The 19,935-nt window shown below is 66.7% G+C and carries 20 protein-coding genes and 2 pseudogenes; 9 read left to right on the forward strand and 13 right to left on the reverse strand.

From position 1 onward, the window contains the following. Positions 1 to 82: 82 nt before the first annotated feature. Together IEY88_RS42505 and IEY88_RS42510 are read right to left on the reverse strand one after the other, a co-directional pair. Positions 83 to 1,036, reverse strand: coding sequence for a cation diffusion facilitator family transporter (locus IEY88_RS42505; protein ID WP_189160575.1), 954 nt, complete (start codon positions 1,034 to 1,036; stop codon positions 83 to 85). A gap of 1 nt (position 1,037) precedes the next feature. After that, positions 1,038 to 1,739: a substrate-binding periplasmic protein gene (locus tag IEY88_RS42510; protein WP_189160576.1), complete on the reverse strand. Its 702-nt coding sequence runs from the start codon at positions 1,737 to 1,739 to the stop codon at positions 1,038 to 1,040. A 617-nt stretch (positions 1,740 to 2,356) separates the two neighbouring features. Between IEY88_RS42510 and IEY88_RS42515 the strand changes: the two genes are divergently transcribed. Next, the gene (locus IEY88_RS42515; RefSeq protein ID WP_189160577.1) at positions 2,357 to 3,145 is read left to right on the forward strand and encodes a GAF and ANTAR domain-containing protein; all 789 of its coding nucleotides are present in this window, start codon (positions 2,357 to 2,359) and stop codon (positions 3,143 to 3,145) included. A 71-nt stretch (positions 3,146 to 3,216) separates the two neighbouring features. Here the strand turns inward: IEY88_RS42515 and IEY88_RS42520 are convergent, their stop codons facing one another. The 4 genes from IEY88_RS42520 to IEY88_RS42535 form a co-directional block, all read right to left on the reverse strand. After that, entirely contained in the window at positions 3,217 to 3,618 is a 402-nt protein-coding gene (locus tag IEY88_RS42520) for an STAS domain-containing protein (protein ID WP_189160578.1), read from the reverse strand. Further along, positions 3,599 to 4,099, reverse strand: coding sequence for a hypothetical protein (locus IEY88_RS42525; RefSeq protein ID WP_189160579.1), 501 nt, complete (start codon positions 4,097 to 4,099; stop codon positions 3,599 to 3,601). The genes IEY88_RS42520 and IEY88_RS42525 overlap by 20 nt, the downstream gene beginning before the upstream one ends. Positions 4,100 to 4,484: 385 nt before the next feature. Then, positions 4,485 to 6,305 carry a hypothetical protein gene (locus IEY88_RS42530; protein ID WP_189160580.1) on the reverse strand — a complete coding sequence of 607 codons (1,821 nt, stop codon included), beginning with the start codon at positions 6,303 to 6,305 and terminating at the stop codon, positions 4,485 to 4,487. A 6-nt stretch (positions 6,306 to 6,311) separates the two neighbouring features. After that, on the reverse strand, positions 6,312 to 7,544 hold the full coding sequence (locus IEY88_RS42535) for a CDP-glycerol glycerophosphotransferase family protein (RefSeq protein WP_189160581.1): 1,233 nt from the start codon (positions 7,542 to 7,544) through the stop codon (positions 6,312 to 6,314). 606 nt (positions 7,545 to 8,150) lie between these two features. On the opposite strand from IEY88_RS42535, the gene IEY88_RS42540 reads away from it, so the two are divergent. The 3 genes from IEY88_RS42540 to IEY88_RS42550 all read left to right on the forward strand — a co-directional run bounded on the left by IEY88_RS42540 (position 8,151) and on the right by IEY88_RS42550 (position 12,743). Beyond that, positions 8,151 to 10,256 (forward strand): tetratricopeptide repeat protein, encoded by a 2,106-nt coding sequence (locus IEY88_RS42540; RefSeq protein ID WP_189160582.1) that lies wholly within the window; start codon positions 8,151 to 8,153, stop codon positions 10,254 to 10,256. 3 nt (positions 10,257 to 10,259) lie between these two features. Beyond that, positions 10,260 to 10,532, forward strand: coding sequence for a hypothetical protein (locus IEY88_RS42545; RefSeq protein ID WP_189160583.1), 273 nt, complete (start codon positions 10,260 to 10,262; stop codon positions 10,530 to 10,532). A 432-nt stretch (positions 10,533 to 10,964) separates the two neighbouring features. Further along, positions 10,965 to 12,743 carry a hypothetical protein gene (locus IEY88_RS42550; protein WP_505744131.1) on the forward strand — a complete coding sequence of 593 codons (1,779 nt, stop codon included), beginning with the start codon at positions 10,965 to 10,967 and terminating at the stop codon, positions 12,741 to 12,743. Here IEY88_RS42550 and IEY88_RS42555 read toward each other — a convergent pair. Beyond that, positions 12,712 to 14,307: a CDP-glycerol glycerophosphotransferase family protein gene (locus IEY88_RS42555; protein ID WP_189160585.1), complete on the reverse strand. Its 1,596-nt coding sequence runs from the start codon at positions 14,305 to 14,307 to the stop codon at positions 12,712 to 12,714. The two genes, IEY88_RS42550 and IEY88_RS42555, sit on opposite strands and share 32 nt — an antisense overlap. 509 nt (positions 14,308 to 14,816) lie before the next feature. Here IEY88_RS42555 and IEY88_RS42560 point away from each other — a divergent pair. Further along, a complete protein-coding gene (locus IEY88_RS42560; protein ID WP_189160586.1) occupies positions 14,817 to 15,035 on the forward strand; it encodes a hypothetical protein in 219 nt (72 codons plus the stop codon). Between the two features lie 182 nt (positions 15,036 to 15,217). Here the strand turns inward: IEY88_RS42560 and IEY88_RS42565 are convergent, their stop codons facing one another. Further along, a complete protein-coding gene (locus IEY88_RS42565; protein WP_189160587.1) occupies positions 15,218 to 15,388 on the reverse strand; it encodes a hypothetical protein in 171 nt (56 codons plus the stop codon). Between IEY88_RS42565 and IEY88_RS42570 the strand changes: the two genes are divergently transcribed. From IEY88_RS42570 to IEY88_RS42585, 4 genes are all read left to right on the forward strand, one after another. After that, the gene (locus IEY88_RS42570; protein ID WP_189160588.1) at positions 15,378 to 15,923 is read left to right on the forward strand and encodes an MFS transporter; all 546 of its coding nucleotides are present in this window, start codon (positions 15,378 to 15,380) and stop codon (positions 15,921 to 15,923) included. The genes IEY88_RS42565 and IEY88_RS42570 overlap by 11 nt on opposite strands. Before the next feature lie 497 nt (positions 15,924 to 16,420). Then, positions 16,421 to 16,660 carry a hypothetical protein gene (locus tag IEY88_RS42575; RefSeq protein WP_189160589.1) on the forward strand — a complete coding sequence of 80 codons (240 nt, stop codon included), beginning with the start codon at positions 16,421 to 16,423 and terminating at the stop codon, positions 16,658 to 16,660. 38 nt (positions 16,661 to 16,698) lie between these two features. Further along, entirely contained in the window at positions 16,699 to 16,878 is a 180-nt protein-coding gene (locus IEY88_RS42580) for a hypothetical protein (protein ID WP_189160590.1), read from the forward strand. 259 nt (positions 16,879 to 17,137) lie between these two features. After that, positions 17,138 to 17,485 (forward strand): STAS domain-containing protein, encoded by a 348-nt coding sequence (locus IEY88_RS42585; protein ID WP_189160591.1) that lies wholly within the window; start codon positions 17,138 to 17,140, stop codon positions 17,483 to 17,485. A gap of 5 nt (positions 17,486 to 17,490) precedes the next feature. Here IEY88_RS42585 and IEY88_RS42590 read toward each other — a convergent pair whose 3' ends face one another. The 5 genes and pseudogenes from IEY88_RS42590 to IEY88_RS45760 form a co-directional block, all read right to left on the reverse strand. Further along, positions 17,491 to 17,721 (reverse strand): hypothetical protein, encoded by a 231-nt coding sequence (locus tag IEY88_RS42590; RefSeq protein WP_189160592.1) that lies wholly within the window; start codon positions 17,719 to 17,721, stop codon positions 17,491 to 17,493. Between the two features lie 735 nt (positions 17,722 to 18,456). Next, on the reverse strand, positions 18,457 to 18,636 hold the full coding sequence (locus IEY88_RS42595) for a hypothetical protein (RefSeq protein ID WP_189160593.1): 180 nt from the start codon (positions 18,634 to 18,636) through the stop codon (positions 18,457 to 18,459). Beyond that, positions 18,633 to 19,073: pseudogene (locus IEY88_RS45795) on the reverse strand (SU10 major capsid protein). The gene IEY88_RS42595 and the pseudogene IEY88_RS45795 overlap by 4 nt, the downstream one beginning before the upstream one ends. Before the next feature lie 73 nt (positions 19,074 to 19,146). Beyond that, positions 19,147 to 19,332, reverse strand: a pseudogene (locus tag IEY88_RS45800) (SU10 major capsid protein); the annotation flags it as partial. Beyond that, the gene (locus tag IEY88_RS45760; protein ID WP_444543350.1) at positions 19,278 to 19,751 is read right to left on the reverse strand and encodes an SU10 major capsid protein; all 474 of its coding nucleotides are present in this window, start codon (positions 19,749 to 19,751) and stop codon (positions 19,278 to 19,280) included. The gene IEY88_RS45760 and the pseudogene IEY88_RS45800, both read right to left, overlap by 55 nt. Positions 19,752 to 19,935 lie beyond the last annotated feature (184 nt).

The following is a 19,935-nucleotide window of genomic DNA, read 5'->3' on the forward strand; positions in this document are numbered from 1 at the left end:
CGTCATTATAAAGCCCCGATATCGCGAGCGGCGATGGTCGAGTACGCGATCTTGGCCGGTGCGGGAGCCGGTTCGACGGCGGCTATCGGTGAATCTTGAGCACGGGCATCACGGCGATGTCGTGCATGCGCCAGTCCGCGTCGCGCAATTGGTGGCTGAGTCGCTCGAGCCGTTTGACGAGGTCATCGGTGTCGGGCTTGGGTACGACGAGCATCTCTCCGACGAAGACGTGCCCTTCCTCGCGCAGGCGGATCCAGGCATCGGTAACCCACGGTTGGTCGAGGGCGAGCTCGGTGAGCTGGGCGGGCAGGGGGTGCGGCTGGTTGTCAGTGACGGTGCGAGGCCGGCGGTCCATAAGGTCGGCAACGGCGGTGCGGGTGGTGCGGAGGCCGTCGCGGACGATGTCGGCGGAGATGATGATCGCGGCGACGGCGTCGGCCCACCACAGTCCGGCGCCGATGCCGATGATGCCGAGGACGGCGGCGCCAGCGGTGAGCCAGTCGGCGCGGTTCATCTCGGCGTCGGCGTACAGGACCTTGTCGTGCAGTTGCGCGGCCAGTTTCGTCTTGGCGCGGCCGAGCAGGATCGCGGGAACCATGGTCACCAGCAGGACGGCGATCATCGGCCAGCCCAGCCACATCGTGTGGCCGAGGATGTCGATCAATCCGATCGGCGGGCGCTCGCCCTGCACGAGCCGCAGCACGGATTCGATGAGGATGTAGCCGCCGAGTACCAGCAGTGCCAGGGCGGAGGCCAGGAATGCGATGGCCACCGAGCGGTGATGCCCGTAGGGGTGCTCGGCGTCAACGGGCCGGTTGCGGTAGCGATCGGCGACCAGGAACGCGATGGGTGGTGCGAGGGCGAGGATGTCCTCCACCCAGGCCGCCTTCATGGCCTGTGATTGGCCGAGTACGGCGGCCAGCACGGTGATGGCCACGACGAAGAACGCGACTGTCCACCACTCCAGGCGCACCGCGCGGCGGTGCAGCGCCGCCTTTTCCGGCGGCAACTCGAAGCTGTCGTGGATCGCGGCCATGTCATGCCCCCGCGCGGTGGTTGTCGAGCAGCAAGCGGTGTACCTCGTCGGGATCCAGTTCCAGCAAGAACCGTTCGACTGTGCTTTGCCAGGCGTTCTCGCCTGGCGGCACAGCCATGACGTGGTCGGTACTGGAGAGATGGGTGCCGGAGTCGGTCAGTCCGGCTGCGTTCACCAGCCAGTTGGGGAGCACCGCAGCACCGTCGGGACGTTCGGGAACCTCAGAGACGGGGACAGCGGTCGCATCCTCGTCGGACAGCAGCGCTGCTTCGGCGCTGCCTTCCCGCACCAGCACCCGTTTGCCGGCTATGTCGGTCGGTGCCCCCGCAGGTATGGCGACGACCATGTCAGTGGTGAGGTAGTCGGTGGTCAGGGCGACCTTCTGCTCCCAGGGCGACTCGGCGTCCAGACCGGCGACGACGAGGTCGAGGCTGCGTTCGGACAGGGCTGCCATGAGTTCGGCCTCGCCGCCGGGCACCCACTGCACGCGCGCACCCAGGCTGTCGGCGAGGCGTTGCACCAGGACCGTCTCGACACCGCCTGGCGCCTGGTCCGGATTCCGGCTGTCGTTCGCGATCGTCCACGGCGAATGGTGGGCCACCCCAACCTTGATCGTGCCTTCACGTACGCGGTCCAAGGTCCCGTTGGCATCACGCGGCCATTGGCAGCCGCCGACGGACACCACGACCAGCGCCACCACCACGATCTGTGTCCATACATGCCGAGCTAGAACAGCCGATGCCATGTCGGTGATGTTGCCCGGTGCGGCTGCGTTCAACCGTCGGCGATCGGACGATCAAAGTCCTCTACCGGAACAATCGGACGAAATACTCGATAGCGTGGCCACCGCTCATGATCTGGTCCATGCCGGTGTCTTCCTCGACGCGGGGTTCGCACCAAGTTGCCTGATCAACCCGAGAAACGGTGCGTACCGATCCGCTACTGACCGTTTTCCTTCGCGGTTCTCACTACAACTTGATCGCTGGCGGCGACCGTCCACTCGCGAACAACTCGCTTCGAAGCCGCTCCAGCCGGAATTCGCCTGGTGCACGTCGAAGTTGGTCCACTCAGGATTTGGATCTATCCCGGACGGGTATCGAAGGAGCGCCGTGCACGTGCTCGTGAACACGGTAGGCCGCTTTCGGGCGGACCAGCCGGTTCCGGCGCGGGGAAGTTGAAATACTGCAGCCCTCCGCGCCGGTTCCGGTTCGCCGCTGCCGCAGGACGGCCGCTGCCAGGTTTGATCACTGCGTACCATGCGCTGACGACGTCAAACAGCGGCGCCGTGGACAGTTCCTCTGAACTACGAGGTGCCGCGGCATGGCCGATGACACGAGCGCGTCCGAGACGTCCCAGAACGGGCATCAGGACGGTGATCGTCCTGATGCCCTGACCAGACTCGACGAGACCACTGACGCACTGATGGTACTCAGGGACTCTTTCACCGATGAGGAACCGCTCGACACCGCGTTGCAGAGGTTGGCCGACACCGCGAGCAGGGCGCTTCCGGATGCCGACGCGGTATCAGTGTCGTTGGTGGATCTGGCGCAACCGCGCACGGCGGCGTTCACGAACGCCCGTCTGGTCGAGGTCGATGAGAAGCAGTACAGCGCCGACCGTGGTCCTTGTCTTGAGGCGGGGCGCACTTTGCAGGTGGTGCGGGCCGTTGTCGGGGAGCATGTTGACGAGTGGCCGGAGTTCGAGGCGGCGGCTGCGGATCACTCGATTCGAGCCTATCTGTCCGTTCCGGTGCTGTTGCCCTCCCTGCAGTCCGCTGAACAGGTGCACCTCGGCTCGCTCAACATCTACAGCTACACGGCTGCTGCTTTCGATCCTTTCGATGAAGGGCTCATGCGGCTGTTCACGATGACAGCGTCCGCCACGATCGCTGGCGCCCACCGTTGGCAGCGCGCGAAAGACCACATCAGCGGCCTGGAGCAGGCTCTCGTCTCACGGGCGGTCATCGACCAGGCGAAGGGCGTCCTGATGGTGGTGCACTCCTGCACCGCCGACGAAGCCTTCTCGATGCTCGTGCAGCGTTCGCAGCACGACAACGTCAAGCTCCGTGACGTCGCCAAAGCCCTTCTGGACTCGGTAACCCGCTCCTGAGCACACGCGCCGCATGTGCCGAAATCGTGTGCTCGGCAGACACCGAGGACCGGGTGACACCGTGCGGGTCGTCAGCGCGCGAGGTCGGGCCGTTCCGATGCGGTCGCCTTCTGCAAGCCTTCGACAGCGTGCGGGACGGTGTCGTGCAACAACAAAATTCGATCCATGCCTGACGCTTGCAACGAACGTTGTGCGGAGCGCGTTGTCGCCACAACGGCGAATCCGATTCCGGCCTGCTGCGTTCGACGATGGACCTCGCCCAGCATCGACAGCCCGGTCGAGGCGAGGAAGCTCACCGCTAGGCAGATCACGATGCCGATCGGGTGGTTGTTCAGCTGTTCCTCGATGGCAGCGCGTGCTTGGCCGGCGTTGGTGATGTCGATGTCGCCGGTGAGCGCCATGAGCACTACGCCATCATGATCGATGGCTTCGATGCTCAGGTCCGAGATACCGTCAAGTGGCGCGTGCGTCATCGTGTATCGCTAACCATGCTGAACCATCCTTCTCGCAGGCTGAAAACCTCATTACTGCGTTTCGCGCGGGCCAGCCGAGAGACGCGACCGGGGCGCAGCAGCGGGAGTAGGGATGCGAACGCCCCGACCAGCCTCCTCTGCTCTCGCCGCCGTCGACGAGTCTCAGACTTGCACCGATCACAGCGTCGACGATCTTGACCCACACATGCCAGACCGCGGCGTCATTGCCGGGGAGCTCCACACCGGTCAGGGCCCTCACCAACCCGATCGCCAAGGCGACGGAGCCGTCGTGGTGAAGTTCCACCAAAGCCCAGTCGACCAGTTCGTGAGGATCCTCCGAGTAGTGGTTCGACCGGATGACCCAACGCCGCAGGCCGTTCCTCGGGTTGTTCACCGCATCGGATGTGATCATGTTGAGCATCGGCGCGCGGCCTTGCTGCTGTCCGAACATCTCGGACGCCAACTGCAACGCGTTCTTCATCGTCGCGGTCGCCTGCTCTCGTTCCGGACGCCCGCTCAGCAGCGGCAACGGGGCCGTTCAGCGGTTCGTATGAGGTCATTCGCCTCTCGTGAGGACTCGGCGAGCGGGACAAACATGGCGCATGGGACGGGTAGGGCGTGCGCGCTCATCCCCAGCACGACGCACGTTGTCCCCAGCGGTGCACCACATTGACGCCTCAATGCCAGCCGCCACAGCGTCGCGCGCCGGTGGCCCTGGAGCTGGTTCTCCGGGGCCACTGAACCTCCACGTTCATGGGTGTGGCGCGGAAACTCGGCTCAACCCGCATTCGATGACGACTCAGGTCGAGCTGACGCTCAGGTTGATTCCCCGACCCACCTACCGTGCGTCTTGCGGTCAAGTGGTTCTACGAAGCTCCGCAATCGTCGTTGAGCTCATCTTCGTGCGCTGGTTGCTCAGGCGACGTGAGCAGGTCGACGGTCGCGGCCAAGGAACGGAGCTGGAGTTGTGCGAGGTCTGCGGAGAACGGGCCGCGCAAGGTGCCGTCCGCGTGTGGGTGAAGCCCGACCACGGTGACTTGGACGGGAGAGGCCAGCCGGGGCATCTTGGTGATCCGTCCGTGCAGGAGATCGTCGGCTGCGGCAAGCAGTTCGGTGTCCCAGCGCTCGCCGGCAGCGTCGATGTCGAGCTTGCCGTCGGTGAGGACGCCGTCGTCCGCCAGCATTTCCAGCGACCACTCGAGCTCGTTCTTGCCGTCGATCAGCATGATCTGCCGCATGACCGGATCGTGAGAGGCGGCGAGGCAGTGCTCACCCCTGCGGAGCAGCAACTCCTCGATGCCTCCCTCCCACGCGGACTCCATCAACTCGACCCAGCCAACGGCCGACAGCACTATGGCCAGGTGTTCCAGGACGTTGTCTGGGTAGTCGGGCCCGTCCCCGTCGCCGTAGAGCAGGCGGTGGGACTCGGCCCAGTCGCCTTCAGTGGCCGCTGCGGCATGTCCGGCGGCGACGATCGGCGCGAGCAGAGCGGCTGCCTCGAAGAAGTCGACTTCGGGGCAGCCGCCCCTGTGGCACCACAGCTCGCCAGGGCACGACCACGCGATTCGATGTACGGCGTCGATGGTGTCGGTGCCTTCTGGGGACCGCGTCACGGCGAGCAGGTAGCTGTGCAGAGGAACCGGCGTGCCGAGCAGTCCCTCGCGACGGTGCAACGCTCCGCCGTAGACGTAGACGAGCAGCCCGCTGCAATCCTCGTCCGCCCACCCGGCGATGGCGGCGCGAGCGACGGACATTGTGGCGATGTCATCACCGGCAGCCCAGGTTTCGAGCAGCCACCGCGGGCCGTACCTCCAGTCGCCAGCGGACATCAACGCGTCGGCAATGACGTCGCGCGCTTCAGGGCCGTCGTCGACGACCGGCAGTCCGCCCAGGACCGGGCTGGTGGCGAGCAGTTCGCTCGCCACGCCGGGGTCCTCCGCTGCTGATGCGGATTGCGTCGACTCGGTCGGCCACCCCCGCACCTCGTTCGGCACCAAGGATTCATTGCCTTTGGCATTGATCGCGATGGTGGACGCCGGCGAGTCCTCGCCAGCCACACCGAGCAGGGCGAACAGCGCGGACTCCCATTCGCCGATGCCTCCCGGTGCCATCGGCAGTTCCGGCCGGTCGTCCCAGGATTTCGGGAGCTGGACGGTCACCTCGCCCAGTTCCGGTAGAGCCGCAATCACCAACTGCCTGTCGGGTTCACTCTCGATGTCGTCGTGCGAGTTCTGCTCGGTCGGGATCGGGTTGCCGTCCCTGTCGATGCGGGGAATCCAGGCTGGTCGCCGGTCCTGCCGACGCCGGATGCGCGCCACCTGGTCCAGCAACTCGTCCTTGTTGGGGTTGGAGCGCAGAAAACCGTGCGCCGCAGGCCGCACCAGCCGTTCCAGGTCGGCCTTGCGCAGTTGATCCGGGTCGTCCGGCAGCTCGATGAACGCCTCTGGGCTTGCCAGTTTGGCCATTCGTGCTTCCACTGCAGCCGTGAATTTCGCCCGGAAGTCGCCCTCCGTGTTGCGAACGCCTTCTCTGCATCTTCCAGTTCGACGTCCTCCCCGGCGACGGTCGTTAGCATCGAGATCAGCAGGTCGTTGTGCGTGAAGGCGTCGAACACGTGAACGACGATAGTGGGTCGCCGACGGTGTGTTCTGGTAGTTGCTGTCGCTGAAGGCGTCCCCAACGGGCATGTCTTGCTAAGCCGTCGCGCTCAGGTAGGTGCAGGCGATGGGACTGCCGCTGGAGCGCGTTGTACCCGTGTGCAGTTCGACGTGTTGCGGGAAGGCGTGGAGTGAGTGGCCGGAGATCAACCAGCTGAGCACGACTGAGGCGCACGTGCGACCGTGCGGGCCTGGCGCCGTGAAGCTGAGCAGGCCGACGTCGCGTGTACCGACCAGCCACGTGGTGTCGTCGACAGGCATTGAGGCGAGCATTGCTCCGGGCAGTGCGGACAGGGTGTCCGTGATCCACGCCTTGGCGTCGCCGGGTCCCTCGTGCACGACGATGTCGGCGAGCTGGAGCATGTCTTGGTCGGGTTCGTCGCTGCTGACGACCAGATGGGCGCCCTGTGGTGGTGGGCATCCTTGTGCTGCCAGTTCGGCCGCGAAGCGCCTGGCGGTGGCGTGCAGCACTCCGGGCTCGTACGTCAGGGTCACCTCGACCGCCTGGGCTGCCGGAGACCTTGGCGTGGCGTGGAGGACTGGCACGGCCGGGGTGAGAGCAGGGCTGTCGGGTTCCGGTAGTGCCAGCAGGCGGTAGAACTCCTCGCGCAGCAACGCGAACGACTTCAGTGGGGCGGAGGTGGCCAGTGCGGCGGCTTCACGTTGCTCGGGGCTCTGGCCGCGCGCGATCGCGTGCTTCACCTGCGGGAGTAGCGCGCTTGCCTCGACGTGATCCGCGGCAGCGACGAACCGCCCCACAGCTGAGGCCGGGTCGACGGTGTGGCCCGCCGAGTTGGCCAGCAGGACTGGCTTACCGAGGGCGCCGGCGTAGAACGTCACGGAGCCGTGGTCTCCGACGACGAGATCCGCGGCGATCAGGGCCGCGCGCCAGCCTTCCTCCGGTGGTGCGACGATCACGCCTGCTCGTGCGCACGCGTCGAGCCAGCGGTGGATTTGCCAAGGGGAGTGTGCCGACCAAGTGTTGGGGTGCAGGGCCACGGAGAGTGTGTAGTCGTCGAGGGGCAGCTCTGAGCGAAGGCGCTGGATCAGCGTCGGTGTCGTGCCGTAGAGCGAGTCCGGTCCCCAGGTGGACGACACGAAGATGAGGTGCTGACCGTCCTGCACTCCGAACGCGTCGCGATAGGTGCGTCGCAACGGGATGCTCGCCAGCATCCGGTCGAGCGCCGGATCCCCGGCGACCAGGGCGGCATCGAGTGCTGCCGGGCAGGATGCTCTCAGACGGTCGAGCTGTTCGGTGTGCGAGAACACGAGCGATGACGCGACAAGCTCGCCCTCGTGTAGCAACCATTCCGGAGACATTCCGAAAACCGGTTTCCGGTTTCCGGTTTCCGGTTTCCGGTTTCCGGTTTCCGGTTTCCGGTTTCCGGTTTCCGGTTTCCGGTTTCCGGTCCAAGTATTTATTGTAGCCCATTCCGTGCGGTAGAATTATCAGGGGTGCGTTCAAATCGTACAGCGGGCCTCCGTGGCTCGCGGCCAACGCGAGGTCGAACTCGGTCGTTGCGGCGAGCTCCCACGGGATGGGCGTCACTTCGCGTGCGGTGAAGTACTCGGCGATCTGGCCGTGGAACGGGGAGGATTCCGGGCAGGTGAAGTGCACCTGGATGCGCGGATCCGTCGCAAGCAGTGGAAGAACATCGAACAGCCGGGTTGCGGCGGTCACGTTGTGCACGACCGCCAGAACGGTCCGGTCTGGCTGCCGAGTGAGCCACGGAGAGTTCTTCGGGAGCACTTCCGGCCGCTGCGTGTTGAACACGAAGCGCCATCCTAGTATCGATCACGTTCGGTGCGGCAGTGGTGACTGAGCCGATATGGTTGTCGCTGTTCTTGACCGGTGGGCGGGCGGGGAGGCTCGGCGTGGGGTTCAGGCGAGGCGTGGACAACCAGATGAGCGGGTCGGCGACGAACGTGGTGCAGGCGGGCTCGGTGGGGGAGCTTCACATTCACGAAGTCCGGGGTTTTCGGCCGCGCACACCTGCCGGGTTGCCCGCGACGGTTGCCAAGCTGGTCAACCAGGTGGAGGTGCTGAAGGCGCTCGACGAAGTGCTCGCCGGTATCTCCGAAGAGCCTGCCATCGCCGTGCTGCTGGGCGCGCGCGGCAGCGGGAAGTCCACAGTCGGCCTGTACTGGCTGCACGGGCTGAGCGAGCGGTTTCCGGATGGTCAGCTCTACGCCAACCTCGGCGCCGGTACCGACCACACCACCGCGCCGTTCCGGATCCTCTTCGGTTTCCTGGTCTCGCTCGGAGTGGACGCGGCGCAGATCCCCGGTGACATCGAGGGCCGCGCCCACCTGTTCCGGACAGTGACCAGGGGTCTGTCATTGCAGGTCCTGCTGGACGACGCGGTCGCGGCGGCCCAGGTCAAGCACCTGCTGCCCGGGCCGGGGAAATCGGTCGTGATCGTCACCGGGCACGGAGGCCTTATCGCGCTCGCCGAGCAGAACGCCCGGTTCATCGACGTCGAGCCGCTCAACGCGAAGATGTCCGCCGAGCTGCTCCGCGGGTTCGCTCGCGATCGTGTCGACGCCGAGCCCGCGGCCCGCGACGCCCTGGTCGCGCTGTGCTCCGGCCGGGCGATCGCGTTGAGCGTGGTCGGACGCCTGCTGGCCGAGTCGCCAAAGTTGTCCCTGAGCGAGCTGCTGGAGGAGCTGACCGATCCGGAGCTGGGCATCACGGGTGTCACCGTCGACGGCGAACCCGCCATCAGCACGGTCCTCGACGCCGGGTACCGGCGGCTGTCCGAGCGGGCTCGGCGCGCTTACCGCGTGCTGGGCCAGCATCCCAGCGCGGAGAACGGCATCTCCGTGCAGGCACTGGCGGCCGCGTGCGGTGTCCCGGAAGTCCGCCTGAAGCCGGTCGTGCGGGAGCTGATCAAGGGAACGCGGATGGTCGACGAGATCAGCGGACGCCTGGTGCTGGACGCGCTCGTCACCGATCACTCGCGCAAGGTCGCTGACGCCGGCGACCCGCCGCTCGACCGCGAGGCTGCACAGAGGGCGTTCGTTCGCTGGTACGCGACCGGAGCCGTCGCCACCTACGGAAAACTGCAACGGCACCGTCCTTGGCGCAGGGTGCTCTTCCCCGAGACCGTGATCGACACCACGCATCCCGCGCACAGTGCTTCCGAGCGCTTCATGCACGCCGAGCGCGCCAACCTGATCACCGCGGCCGGCCTCGCGTTCGAACTCGGCGACTTCGACGCTGTCGTGCACATCTGCGTGGCTCAATGGTGGCTCTACGAAGCCCACAGGCTCAGCGACGACCTGCTCGCGACGCACGATCTCGGTGTCCAGGCGGCCGGTCAGCTCGGCAAGCCGCTCGTCAAGGCGCTGTTGCTGGTGCAGAACGGGTTCGCGGTGCAGGCGGGGGCTCGCTACGACGACGCCGCCTCGTTGTTCACCGAGGCTCAGGAGCTCGCGAGCTCCCACAACGCCGTCGACCTGGCGGCGACCGCGATCGAGGGAGCTGCCCTCGCGTTGCTCGCTGCGGGAGAGCACACGCGTGCCAGGCCGTTGTTGCGGCACAATCTCGCTCTCGCCGACCAGATCGGCGACGACCGGCGCACCGCGATCGCCTGCCTGCACGCCGCCAAGGCCGAGGACGCCGTCAGGGCGCTGGAGTTGCTCGCCCACGCGTGGACCCTGCTGCGGTCACTGGAGGTGCCCGACCGGGCCAACCTCGCGAAGGTGCTGCTGTGGCAGGGCCGCGTGCTGGCCGGCACCGGCGATCTCGTCGCCGGTCGTGACCACCTGAACCGCGCGCTGGCGAGCGCGGCGGAGGTGGGCCGCGACTTCGACCGTGCACAGGTTCTCGACGCGCTCGGTGATCTGGAGGCGAACCACGACAGGCCACGTGCCGCGCAGCACTACGAGCGAGCTTTGGAGATATACCTGGCGGGCGGACACCTGAGGGCGGCGTCCGCAACGCAGGCGCGCATGGCGGCCATCAGGGAGGAGAGCTGAACAGTGCGCAGATGGTTGATCGCGATGGTGGCCGCTGTCGTCACCTCAGGCGTGGGAATCAGCATCAACGTGGCGACGGACCTCGGTGGCAACATGCTGGCCTGGGCGGCCGTGGGCGTACTGACGATCGCCGCTGGAGCTGTTGCCGTGTGGGCCGCTCCCGCCGCCGACGGCGAGGACGGCACACGGAACGAGATCAGCGGCACCGTGACCGGCCCGGTCGTGCAGGCACGGGACATCTCCGGCCCGATCACCTTCAAGGACGACGGCTCCTGAGTGTGCGGCTTTCGCGGATCGACATGCTGCGGCGGCCTCTTGCCGTACATTGCTGATCACCGTACGCAGTAGTGGTGAGGTCGGTGTGGTGGTCTCGTGGTGACAAATAGCGTGTCCGGCTCTGCGGACGGGCCCGTGGTCCAGGCCGGCACGATCAACACGATCAACCAGCTCAGCTTCGGGACGGCACCACGGCTCGGCAAGCCGTGGGAGTGCCCGCCGGCACCGGTCCTGTTCGTGGACCGTGACGAGGAGCTGACGCGGCTGGTGTCGCTGTGCGGGTCTCGTGAGCGGCGGCTTCTGCTCGTGCTCGACGGGCCGCCGGGCGCGGGGAAGAGCGCGTTGGCGCGAAGGCTTGCCACCGAGGCGAAGGACTCCTTCCCGGACGGCCAGCTCTACGTCGACTTGCGGGAGCACCGGCGTGGTGCCGGTGTGGAGCTCAGCGGTGTGGTGGAGGGATTCCTCCGGTCGCTCGGCGTCGGTGACGAGTGGCTCTCGCCAGAGCTCGATCGCCGGGTGGCGGCGCTGCGTACGCGTCTGCGGGAAAAGCGGATGCTGATCCTGGTCGACCACGTGACGATGTCGGAACAGGTGACGAGGTGGTTGCCCGACGCGCCTGGTTGCGTGGTCGCGGTGACGTCCAACCTGGATCTGGACGAGCTGCACCAGCACGGCGCGGTGCGGGTACGAGTGAACCGGCTCCCCGTCGGCGACGCAGTCGCGCTGCTGGCAGGCCACTGCGGGCGGGCACGGGTGGACGCCGAACCGGACGAGGCTCGTCAGCTGGTGGAGCTGTGCGACCGATTGCCGCTCGCGCTGGGCGTGGTGGGGGCACGCCTGCGGAGGCGGACGTCGTTGTCGCTGGCCAAGGTCGTGCGGGAGTTGACAGAGGCGGCGGATCGACTCGTGGCGATCGAAGGAGCTGCTGCTGTGGTGACCGCGGCATTCGACAGCGCAATTACCGACCTGCCCGACGGAGCACGCAGGCTCTATCTGGTCCTCGGTATCCATCCGGGAACCGATATCGCCATCGAGGTTGTCGCTACGGCGCTCGACGAACCGGAGGAGGCTGTCGAGCAGCATCTGGAGCTGTTGCACCAGGCGAACCTCGTGGAATGGGTGGACACCGGCAGTACCAGTCGAATCAGGCTCGGTGAACTGGTGTCGCGGCATGCTGCAGCCAGAGCCACAGCCGAGCTGACAGCCGCAGAACACGAGGCAGTGCTGAGCCGGATCGTCCGGCACTATCTGCTGCTCGCGGCAGGTGCGGACCTTGCAGCTGCGGAAGACCGGCTCCGGTTTTCACACCATGCCGACGATCCGGTCGTGAGGTCGGTGGCCGCCGGATTCCCCGACGGTGCCGCCGCGCTGAGCACCCTGGACATCGAACGCCACAACCTCGTCGGCGCGGTGGTGGCCGCCGCTGACCAGGGCTGGGCAGCCGAGGTGTGGCAGCTGTGCGAGGCGCTGTGGCCGTTGTTCCTCAACCGCAAGCACTACCGCGACTGGGTGGCCACCACGCTGCGAGGAGTCGAGGCCGGCCAAGCCGTCGAGGATCCGGCTGTGGAAGCACGGATGCGCAGTCAGCTTGCACGGTCCTATGTCGAGCTGCGCAGGTTCGAGCAGGCCGACGAGCAGCTGGTCGAGGCCGCCGCTCTGGCCGAGCGCAGCGGGCATCGGCGGCTGCAGGCTTCGGTGGAGGAGTTCACCGGCCGGCTCCACCTGGACCGCGGTGCCTACGCACGGGCCGCCGACCACTACCGGCGTGCCTTGGCGATCAACATCGAGGTAGGGCGGACTCGCGGTGCCGCTCTGCAGCGCCATTTCCTGGGCCAGGCGTTGCATCTCAGCGGTGACCACAAAGCCGCGCTGGCAGAGCTGCGCCAGGCGGTCACCCTGATGGAGTCGCTGCCCCACCAGAACCTGCGCAGCCGCGGCAACATCCTTATGACCACCGCCAAAGTGTTGCGAGCACTGGGACGGGACACTGGAGCGACAGCCGAGCTGCAGCGGGCATTGCCGCTGCTGACCCAGGCCGGCGCGAACCACCTGGCCGCGCAGGCACTCGAGCAGCTCGCAGACCTCGCCGAATCCGATCGCGACATCGGCCAAGCACGCCGCCATCTGACGGCCGCTGCGGAGATCTACACCGCTGCCGGAAGCGCCGACGCCGACCGGATCATCGCGAAACTGGCGAACCTCGGTCAGTGAACTCGGTAAGCCGAACCTGAAGTGTCCGGCCGCCAAGCTTGATCGTCATCATGCCGCCAGCGAACTCGGGCCGACGCGCTGTCAAAGCGCACACCGCGGAAGCGGCTACAGCAAGATCGTCTGCGGGCTCGGCGGCGGGTTCCGCCGTCATCTGGAGAACGCGCCCATCACGACGCAGCACGATGAGGTTCTTCGCGGCGACCACGCGCGCGGCTGGACGGTCGGCCAAGACCTGCCGAGCCCACGACAGCACATCGGCCGGTGCGTCACGGGCCAGCACCACTGCCGCGCTGTCGGCCAAGGCGGTGTCGAACACGTCGTCCTCGACCGCGATGTGCTGGTCCCGGCCCGGTGCCGACGCAGAGGGCAACGTCGCCGGAAAACGCTCCAGCTCTACGGTGTGGTCGTCGATCAGGGTTGTGGACACCAGGTGTGCCTGCATGCGGCGCTCCTCAGCGGACGGTTCGTCGACGGGCCGGGCTGTGGCCGGGCCGGCGGGTTCGGGCAGGGCCATGACGTCGTAGAGCAGGGAGCGCAGGAAGCCTGCACCCGCACCGGCGCGCCCGAAGACTCGACTAGCGACCAGCTCCAGGGCCTGCTGGTCATGTGCGGCCATCGCCGTGTCGATCTGGCTCCGCAGGTCGCTGTGTGCGTCCAGCGCAACAGCTTTGTCCGCCAGCGCCGCCATCGGGGTGCCGGGCACAACCTCGTCGTGGTCGAATGCCGCCAGCAGGACAGCGACTCCCACCGCCGCGCCGTACAAGCTGATCGATCCGTGGTCGGAGATCAACAGATCTGCTGCGACCAGCGTCGCCCGCCAGCCTTCATGGGGTGGGACGAGGAGCAACCCTGCGTCCAGTGCGGACCGAAGCCAGCCGCGCACCGCGTACGGGCTGTGCCCGAACCAGATGCTGGGATGCAGCACCAGCGCCACGCGGTATTCGTCGCGGGGCAGCGCCGTGAGCAACCGCTGCACAAGTTCGTGGTCGCGACCGAACGCGGATCTGGTTCCCCACGTGGAGCTGACCACAACCAGGCGCTGACTGTCGCCCAGGCCTAATGCCTTCCGATACCGAGCGCGGTGCGGGGTGCTCGAGCGCAGTCGCTCGAAGCAGATGTCGCCGGCCACGACGGCATGTGGCACTGCCTCGGAGCACGACGCGGCGAGCTGGTCGAGCTGTTCTCCGTGTGACAGCACGATGACCTGAGGCACCACGGTGCCGTGGTGGATGAGCTGCTGCGGGTTGTACCCGGAGATGTTGTTGCTGCTCTTGGAGAACTTGTTGTGTCCTGCACCGTGAGGGAGCAGGATCAGCGGCGCCTGCAGTTGGTGGAGTGCGCCGTTCTCGCTCGCGCAGATCGCGATGTCGAAACGATGCCGCACCGCCTGGTCCCATGGCAGAAGCAGGCCGCCAATCGCGTCGATGAAACCGGTCACGCCCGTCGTGAACGCCGAGGACTGCTCGAATGTGAACACGATTTGCACTCGCGCGTCCTCGCACAGCAGGTCGAGCACGTCGAGCAGGCGGGTTGCCGTCGTGACCGTGCGGACGACGACCAGCACCGTGCGGTCGAAACCGACCGTGATCCAGCGAGAGGCGTCGCTACCTATGGGAACTCGAACGGTTCCGGGTTCCGGGTTCCGGGTTCCGGGCTCCGGGCTCCGGGCTCCGGGCTCCGGGCTCCGGGCTCCGGGCTCCGGGCTCCGGGCTCCGGGCTCCGGGCTCCGGGCTCCGGGCTCCGGGCTCCGGGCTCCGGGCTCCGGGCTGATCTTCATATCCTACTGGAGTAAGGGGCTCACCAGCGGTTTTATGGCCACGCTGTGGACTTGTTTCACCCGAACGTGCGTTCACGCGGTGGCACATGTGATCGATCGCCGCGTTGAAGCTGGGAACCTCGTGGTCGGGCACGGTCCGATCATAGGAGTGGTCGAGCGTCGGGGGAGACGACGTGGGTAGGCGCGCACACAGAAGATGGTGACCGCCCACATCGTCGGGCCCGAGTTTCTGGCGAGTAGTACCACCGGCGTCAATCGCCGGGGCATGTGTTGATGGTGAGCCGGGAGGCGATGCCGTGAAGTGTCTCGATCCGCGCCGGCTCGCCGAGTTGGGGGTGCGGCGCCGCGATGCGTACGGCGAGGGTCTCAGTAAAGCCGGAGAAGAGCGGATCCCAGACGGCGTCGATGATCGCGTGCCGACAGCGCACCGGCGCGGGGCGTCGGCGGATAGTGCGAAGCAGGTCGAACTCGTTGGCTCCAACGTCACCGATATTTCGGCGACGTGGACCTGGTGAGTGCTCGAGTGTCGGCTGCCAGTGAAACGAATGGCTATTGGCACTCGAGCAGATGCATACGGCGCCGTATGCATCTGCCTGAAGGCCAGAGCCACGTGGTGCGCTGTCGGCCGGGACACAGCGGGACGACTACTTCGACTTGGCGTTGCCCTCCAGTTTCCGTTAGGTCGGCGGTGTCCGACCTAACGCATCACGGCCATGTTGTCCAGCATGGTGAGGATCTGCCGGTCCAGGTACCTCAGCGTCGGATCGGCATCGAGGTCCTTGCCCAGGGGCGGCAGATGGAGTCGTGCAGGCGGCGTAGCTGTTTGTCGATCGAGCTGAGACGGATGGTCAACGCCAGTGCGCAGCACCGAGAACCTGAAGGTCGCCCCGCAATGGTACGGCGCATTCGAGACCGTGTTCGGGCTCGGCCTGGTCGCCGGTGCGTTGGGTGCGAGTGCGATCGGCGCCCGCACCGGTTATCGCGCGCTGTACGCGGTGGGAGTGTCCCTGACCGGTATGGGCATGATCGTCGGGTCTCGCCTCACCGAACTCTGGCCAGAACTGATCGTCCTGCTGTTCGTGGGCATTCCAGCGGCGATGTCGCACGTGGCGTTCACGCCGCTGCTGCTGGAAGTGGTTCCATCCACTCATCAGAGCCGGGTGCTCGCGGTGATCAGCCCGGCCGAACATCTCGCCGCACTGGCCGGAGGAGTGGGCGCAGGTTGGCTCACAAGCACTATGCTGGTCGGGTTTCGTGCTGAGATCGCCGGGGTGCGCTTCGGCAGGATCGACACGGTGCTCGCGGCCGCCGGTGCGCTCGTGCTCATGAGCGGGCTCTACGCTTGGAGGGCGTTGCGGAACCCAGCTGGTCTGACCGATCACCCGGTCACGCCGTCTGTTTGAGTTCCTCGTGATCAGATCGGCGGCGCTAGCCGATCGCCGCCGGACGGCAGGATCGGCCCGGACCACTCTGTGCGGTGTGCCAGATTGGCGGCGTTGCCCCTTCACATTACGTCGGCCGGGCCAGCATCGGGCACCGCGGCGGGGTTCGTTCTCCTGGTTCCGCGTAGGGCGTGGATGCTCCCGCCAGGGTGCACCCACTCGGTGCCGACTTCACCTGCACCGCGGGACTCCCACCGGTCAAGCGCTGAACAGCACCTCAGGAAACAACATCGTCACCATCACCGGCGGGCATCGTGAACGGCCTTGCCGACAGCAACGTCGCTGGCACCGCGGCACCGCTGTGAAGCCAGTGCTGATCCATCGGCCTCCAGGGGATCAGCGAACGTCACGATGTGAGGGAGCTGCACCCTCACCTCCTTCGGTAACAGAGCAGATCGAGGGGCGATACACCGGGATCAGCGGCAAGGGCGACGAGCGACGTGACCGGGCAGGACCTGATGAGCAGAAGGGCACGTGCGGTGCTCTGCGGGGCGGTGCTCGTGTTGCTGTCCTGCGCGGTGGTCAACATGCTGCTCGCGGTCACCGAGTCGCTGTGGTGGCCGCTGGCCGCAGCCGTGGTGATGTGGGGTGCCGCAGCCGGCGTGACGGCTTGGGCCTCGGCGGCTACGTCCAGATCGAGAATGCCCCGCGTGGCGCGGGCACGGGCGGACGCAGGAGTTCCAGCTCCGCAGAGGTGAAGTACAGGCCGCCGCCGTAGTGGGCCAGGGGTGCGGGAGTGCTCGCCGATCGCTTCCTCTTTGAGCCCTTCCGGTGGCGCGGCCAGGGCGCGCAGGACGGCCGCGCTCACCACGCCCACCGCTCGTGGCAGGCCTGGACCGTCATCGTCGGGACGAGCGTGCGGGCCATCGCGGAGGCGTCCGCGCACAGGATCGTGATGCGGGCGCGTTCGCTGTGAGTGAACTGCTGCTCGGTGCGCGCCTGGACGTCGTCGGCGGTGGCGAGAGGACGTGATAGGGCTGCTCACAGCGTGTCACCGCCCGGCCGGGTGTTGAGCAAGAACTCGACGCGTCGTAACGTCAGGGTCGCGTGTCGTGACCGTGTCGTGCGGTGGGCACGCTCGTAATGTCGATGAAAGGACGAGGGAACATGTCGAGGCGAGGTGCCCGATGACGGTGAACGAAATGGTATCCAGTGCGACGGCGCCCATGGCCAGCGTGCAAACCAGTGACTACGGCGGTGTGCCGGTCGCTGTCGTCAGCGGTGAGCTCGACATGACCACCGTGGACTCGATCGGGACGGCGCTGTTCGAACTCGTGGACGCGCACCCGAAGGGCCTGGTGGTGTACCTGGCGGTGACGTTCATGGCCTCGTCGGGCATATCGATGGTGCTGGAGCTGTACGGGCAGTCCCAGCGCGACCGGTATGCCATCGTGTTCGTGACCAGCGGTCTTGCCGCGTCGCGCCCGCTCAAACTCAGCGGCCTGGATCAGGTGCTACCGCTGGCGGACACCGTGGACGACGCCGTGAACACACTCCGGCAGCAACGGGCGTCCAGCCGGTAACCCATTCAAGGCGCGGGTGGTGGCGTCGGCCGTGTCCACTCGGTGCGATGCTCCAGGTTGGCCATCGCGACGTTGCCCGCCTCGATCACCTCGGCTGCGCCGGGGTCGTCGATGACGTTGCCGCGTTCGGCGGCGGGAAGCCGGAACCAGCCCGAGCATCCGCGCACGCACGGGTGGGTCATCTCGGTCAGGGCCAGCCCGCCGTCCGGACCTGGCACAGGTTGCTGCCAGGTCATCGTTCCTGTGTCTTCGCACAGGTCGCAGGACGAAACAGGCTGCATACGGGCCAGCATCCATCATTATTCGGCTTTGTCCGAATCGTGTCCCCTGAACGGGCGAGAGGTCCTATGATGCGGTCGCGTGCCCTACAGTCAGTCAGCCGGTCGCCTCTAGCACTACGCGGGTTCACCGAGTTGTCCCCGATGGTCCAGCAGGCGCAGTTCTCGCGGCGCCGCGAGAACGCGACTCCGTAAATCGGGTTGTGGTGCAGGAGTACATGCCGTGCGGTAGGGGTATGAAGACGGTGCCGGGCTGTCCCGGCTCGACCGAGCGCGGCAGTGGCCACAACACTGATCGGGCGAGCCGGTGCGGGACCGCTAAGCAGTCAGCGCCCGCATAGACCCGGTGGCGGGGGGGGGGGGGGGGGGGGGGGGGGGNNNCCCGCACCGCGCCTCAGATCATCCACCCTGTTGTGGACGACGACTCGTTTCGCTCGAAAGAGTCGAGCTCTGACCGTACACAGTGGACGATCGGTTGATAGTCTGGCCGTGGTGTGCAGGGCACAACTGGATCGTGCAGGCGCTGCCGCAGGGGCTTGCCTGTGCCGTTCGGGCAACATCGGCACCACGCGACGCGTTTCGTCGGGCATGGTTCTGATGTGGGGTGGTGCGGGGCGGTGAACCACTCACCGCACCCGCACCACACTAGTCCTGCTCTCAACAAACCTCTCGTGCGCGGACGCCGCAGGGCGGCTACTGCTGCTCGGTGCTCTTTCGCGGCCTTGCGCTCGCCGTGCGCACACCGAGTTCGGCCGGCAGTGCCCGCAGCGCTTCCACGGTGGCCTTGTCGCTCACCTCGGCCTCGCCGTCACGGAAGGTGACGCCGAGGTCGTGCACGACGAGTTCCTTGTAGACGCTGGATGTGAACCTCACGCGCCACCACCTCCGGCAGGGGCGCTGGTGGTCAGGACGGTGATCTTGCCATGCATAATCTCCGGCCCGTACTCCAGCGAGATTTCTCCGTAGATCTGTGCCTTGTCCGTGGACCCGTTGCGGGCCAGCGGTTTGGAGAACAGCAAGCCCTTACCGGGCGTCTCGAGTAACACGAGAACGCACTGGTCGAGGCTGACCACCTGCACGGTTTCGGCGGGCACGTAGCGGTTGAGCATGCTGTTGAGCCGCCCGAAGTACGTCTCGATGGTGGAGACGGCGACGCCGCCGACGTTGCGGCTCTGCTCCTGGTAGTTCTTCTTGGTGACGAACTAGCCTGTGAGTTGACGCTTCTGCCACGCCGCGCACATCAGGGTGGCGGTCTCGCTGACCTGGATGCCGCCGTTCTCCCACGCCTTCTGTAGAAGATCCAAAACCATCGCCTCGGTCAGTGGCGGTGGCGTTGGTGATGACGTTGGTGATGATGTTGGTCTTGGTAGCCTCCAGGATGCCGCGCGTCTTGCGCACCGTGCTGTTGTCGGCGGGCTCTTGGAACTTGCCGACGATGAACTCGAGTTCGACGTCACGGCCGATCTGCGCGAGGGCCTGGCGGGTCTGCCAGTCCATCTGGTGGGTCACGGCGTTCATGCCGCCAATGCTCGCGTCGTTCGGGTTCGCCGAGCCCGTGCCGGCGAACATGTTCTGAGATGCCTGCCGGGTGTAGGAGCACCCACTGTTTCCTGTTGGATCTCCAGGATGTTGCGGTCCTGGCCTCGGACGCGGGTCTCCGCTGCCGGGGCGTCGCCGCCTCCGACGCGCTGCCGGTTGACGTCCGGCGGGCGCAGGTCGTAGACGCTCCAGGTGTGCACGACGCCGTTCGCGCGCTTGCCGCGGTCAGGCCGCCGATCGAAGAGAGGAACGGTATGTCGGACGGGGTGAGGGCGAAGAGATCGCCGGCGTAGTAGGGCTGTGGTAGGGTTCTCAGTAGCAGCAATGCCAGGCATGGAATCCTTGGTGTGTAAGGAATTCCTGGGTATTTCGCCGTTAGGGTTCTGCCGCAGCGCGTGGGTGGTCGCCGCGGTTCGCCGGCTGGTCGGACTCCAAGACCGACACGGCATCGGAATGACTCTGGCCGCGGTCTCCGCGAGCCGTTGCAGCGTCGTCGACTGGCTCCTCACCGCGAACGAGTCGCGCAGCAGCGCCAGCGCTTCGGCGGCCTCGTCCAGACGCGTGAGGGCGACGGGACGCTCGTCGCCGGGCGATCGAACGGGTCCTGGCAGCCGGAATACCCGAGCGATCAGC

The sequence above is a fragment of the Lentzea pudingi genome, from assembly GCF_014646255.1.
In the GTDB taxonomy this organism is placed as follows: domain Bacteria; phylum Actinomycetota; class Actinomycetes; order Mycobacteriales; family Pseudonocardiaceae; genus Lentzea; species Lentzea pudingi.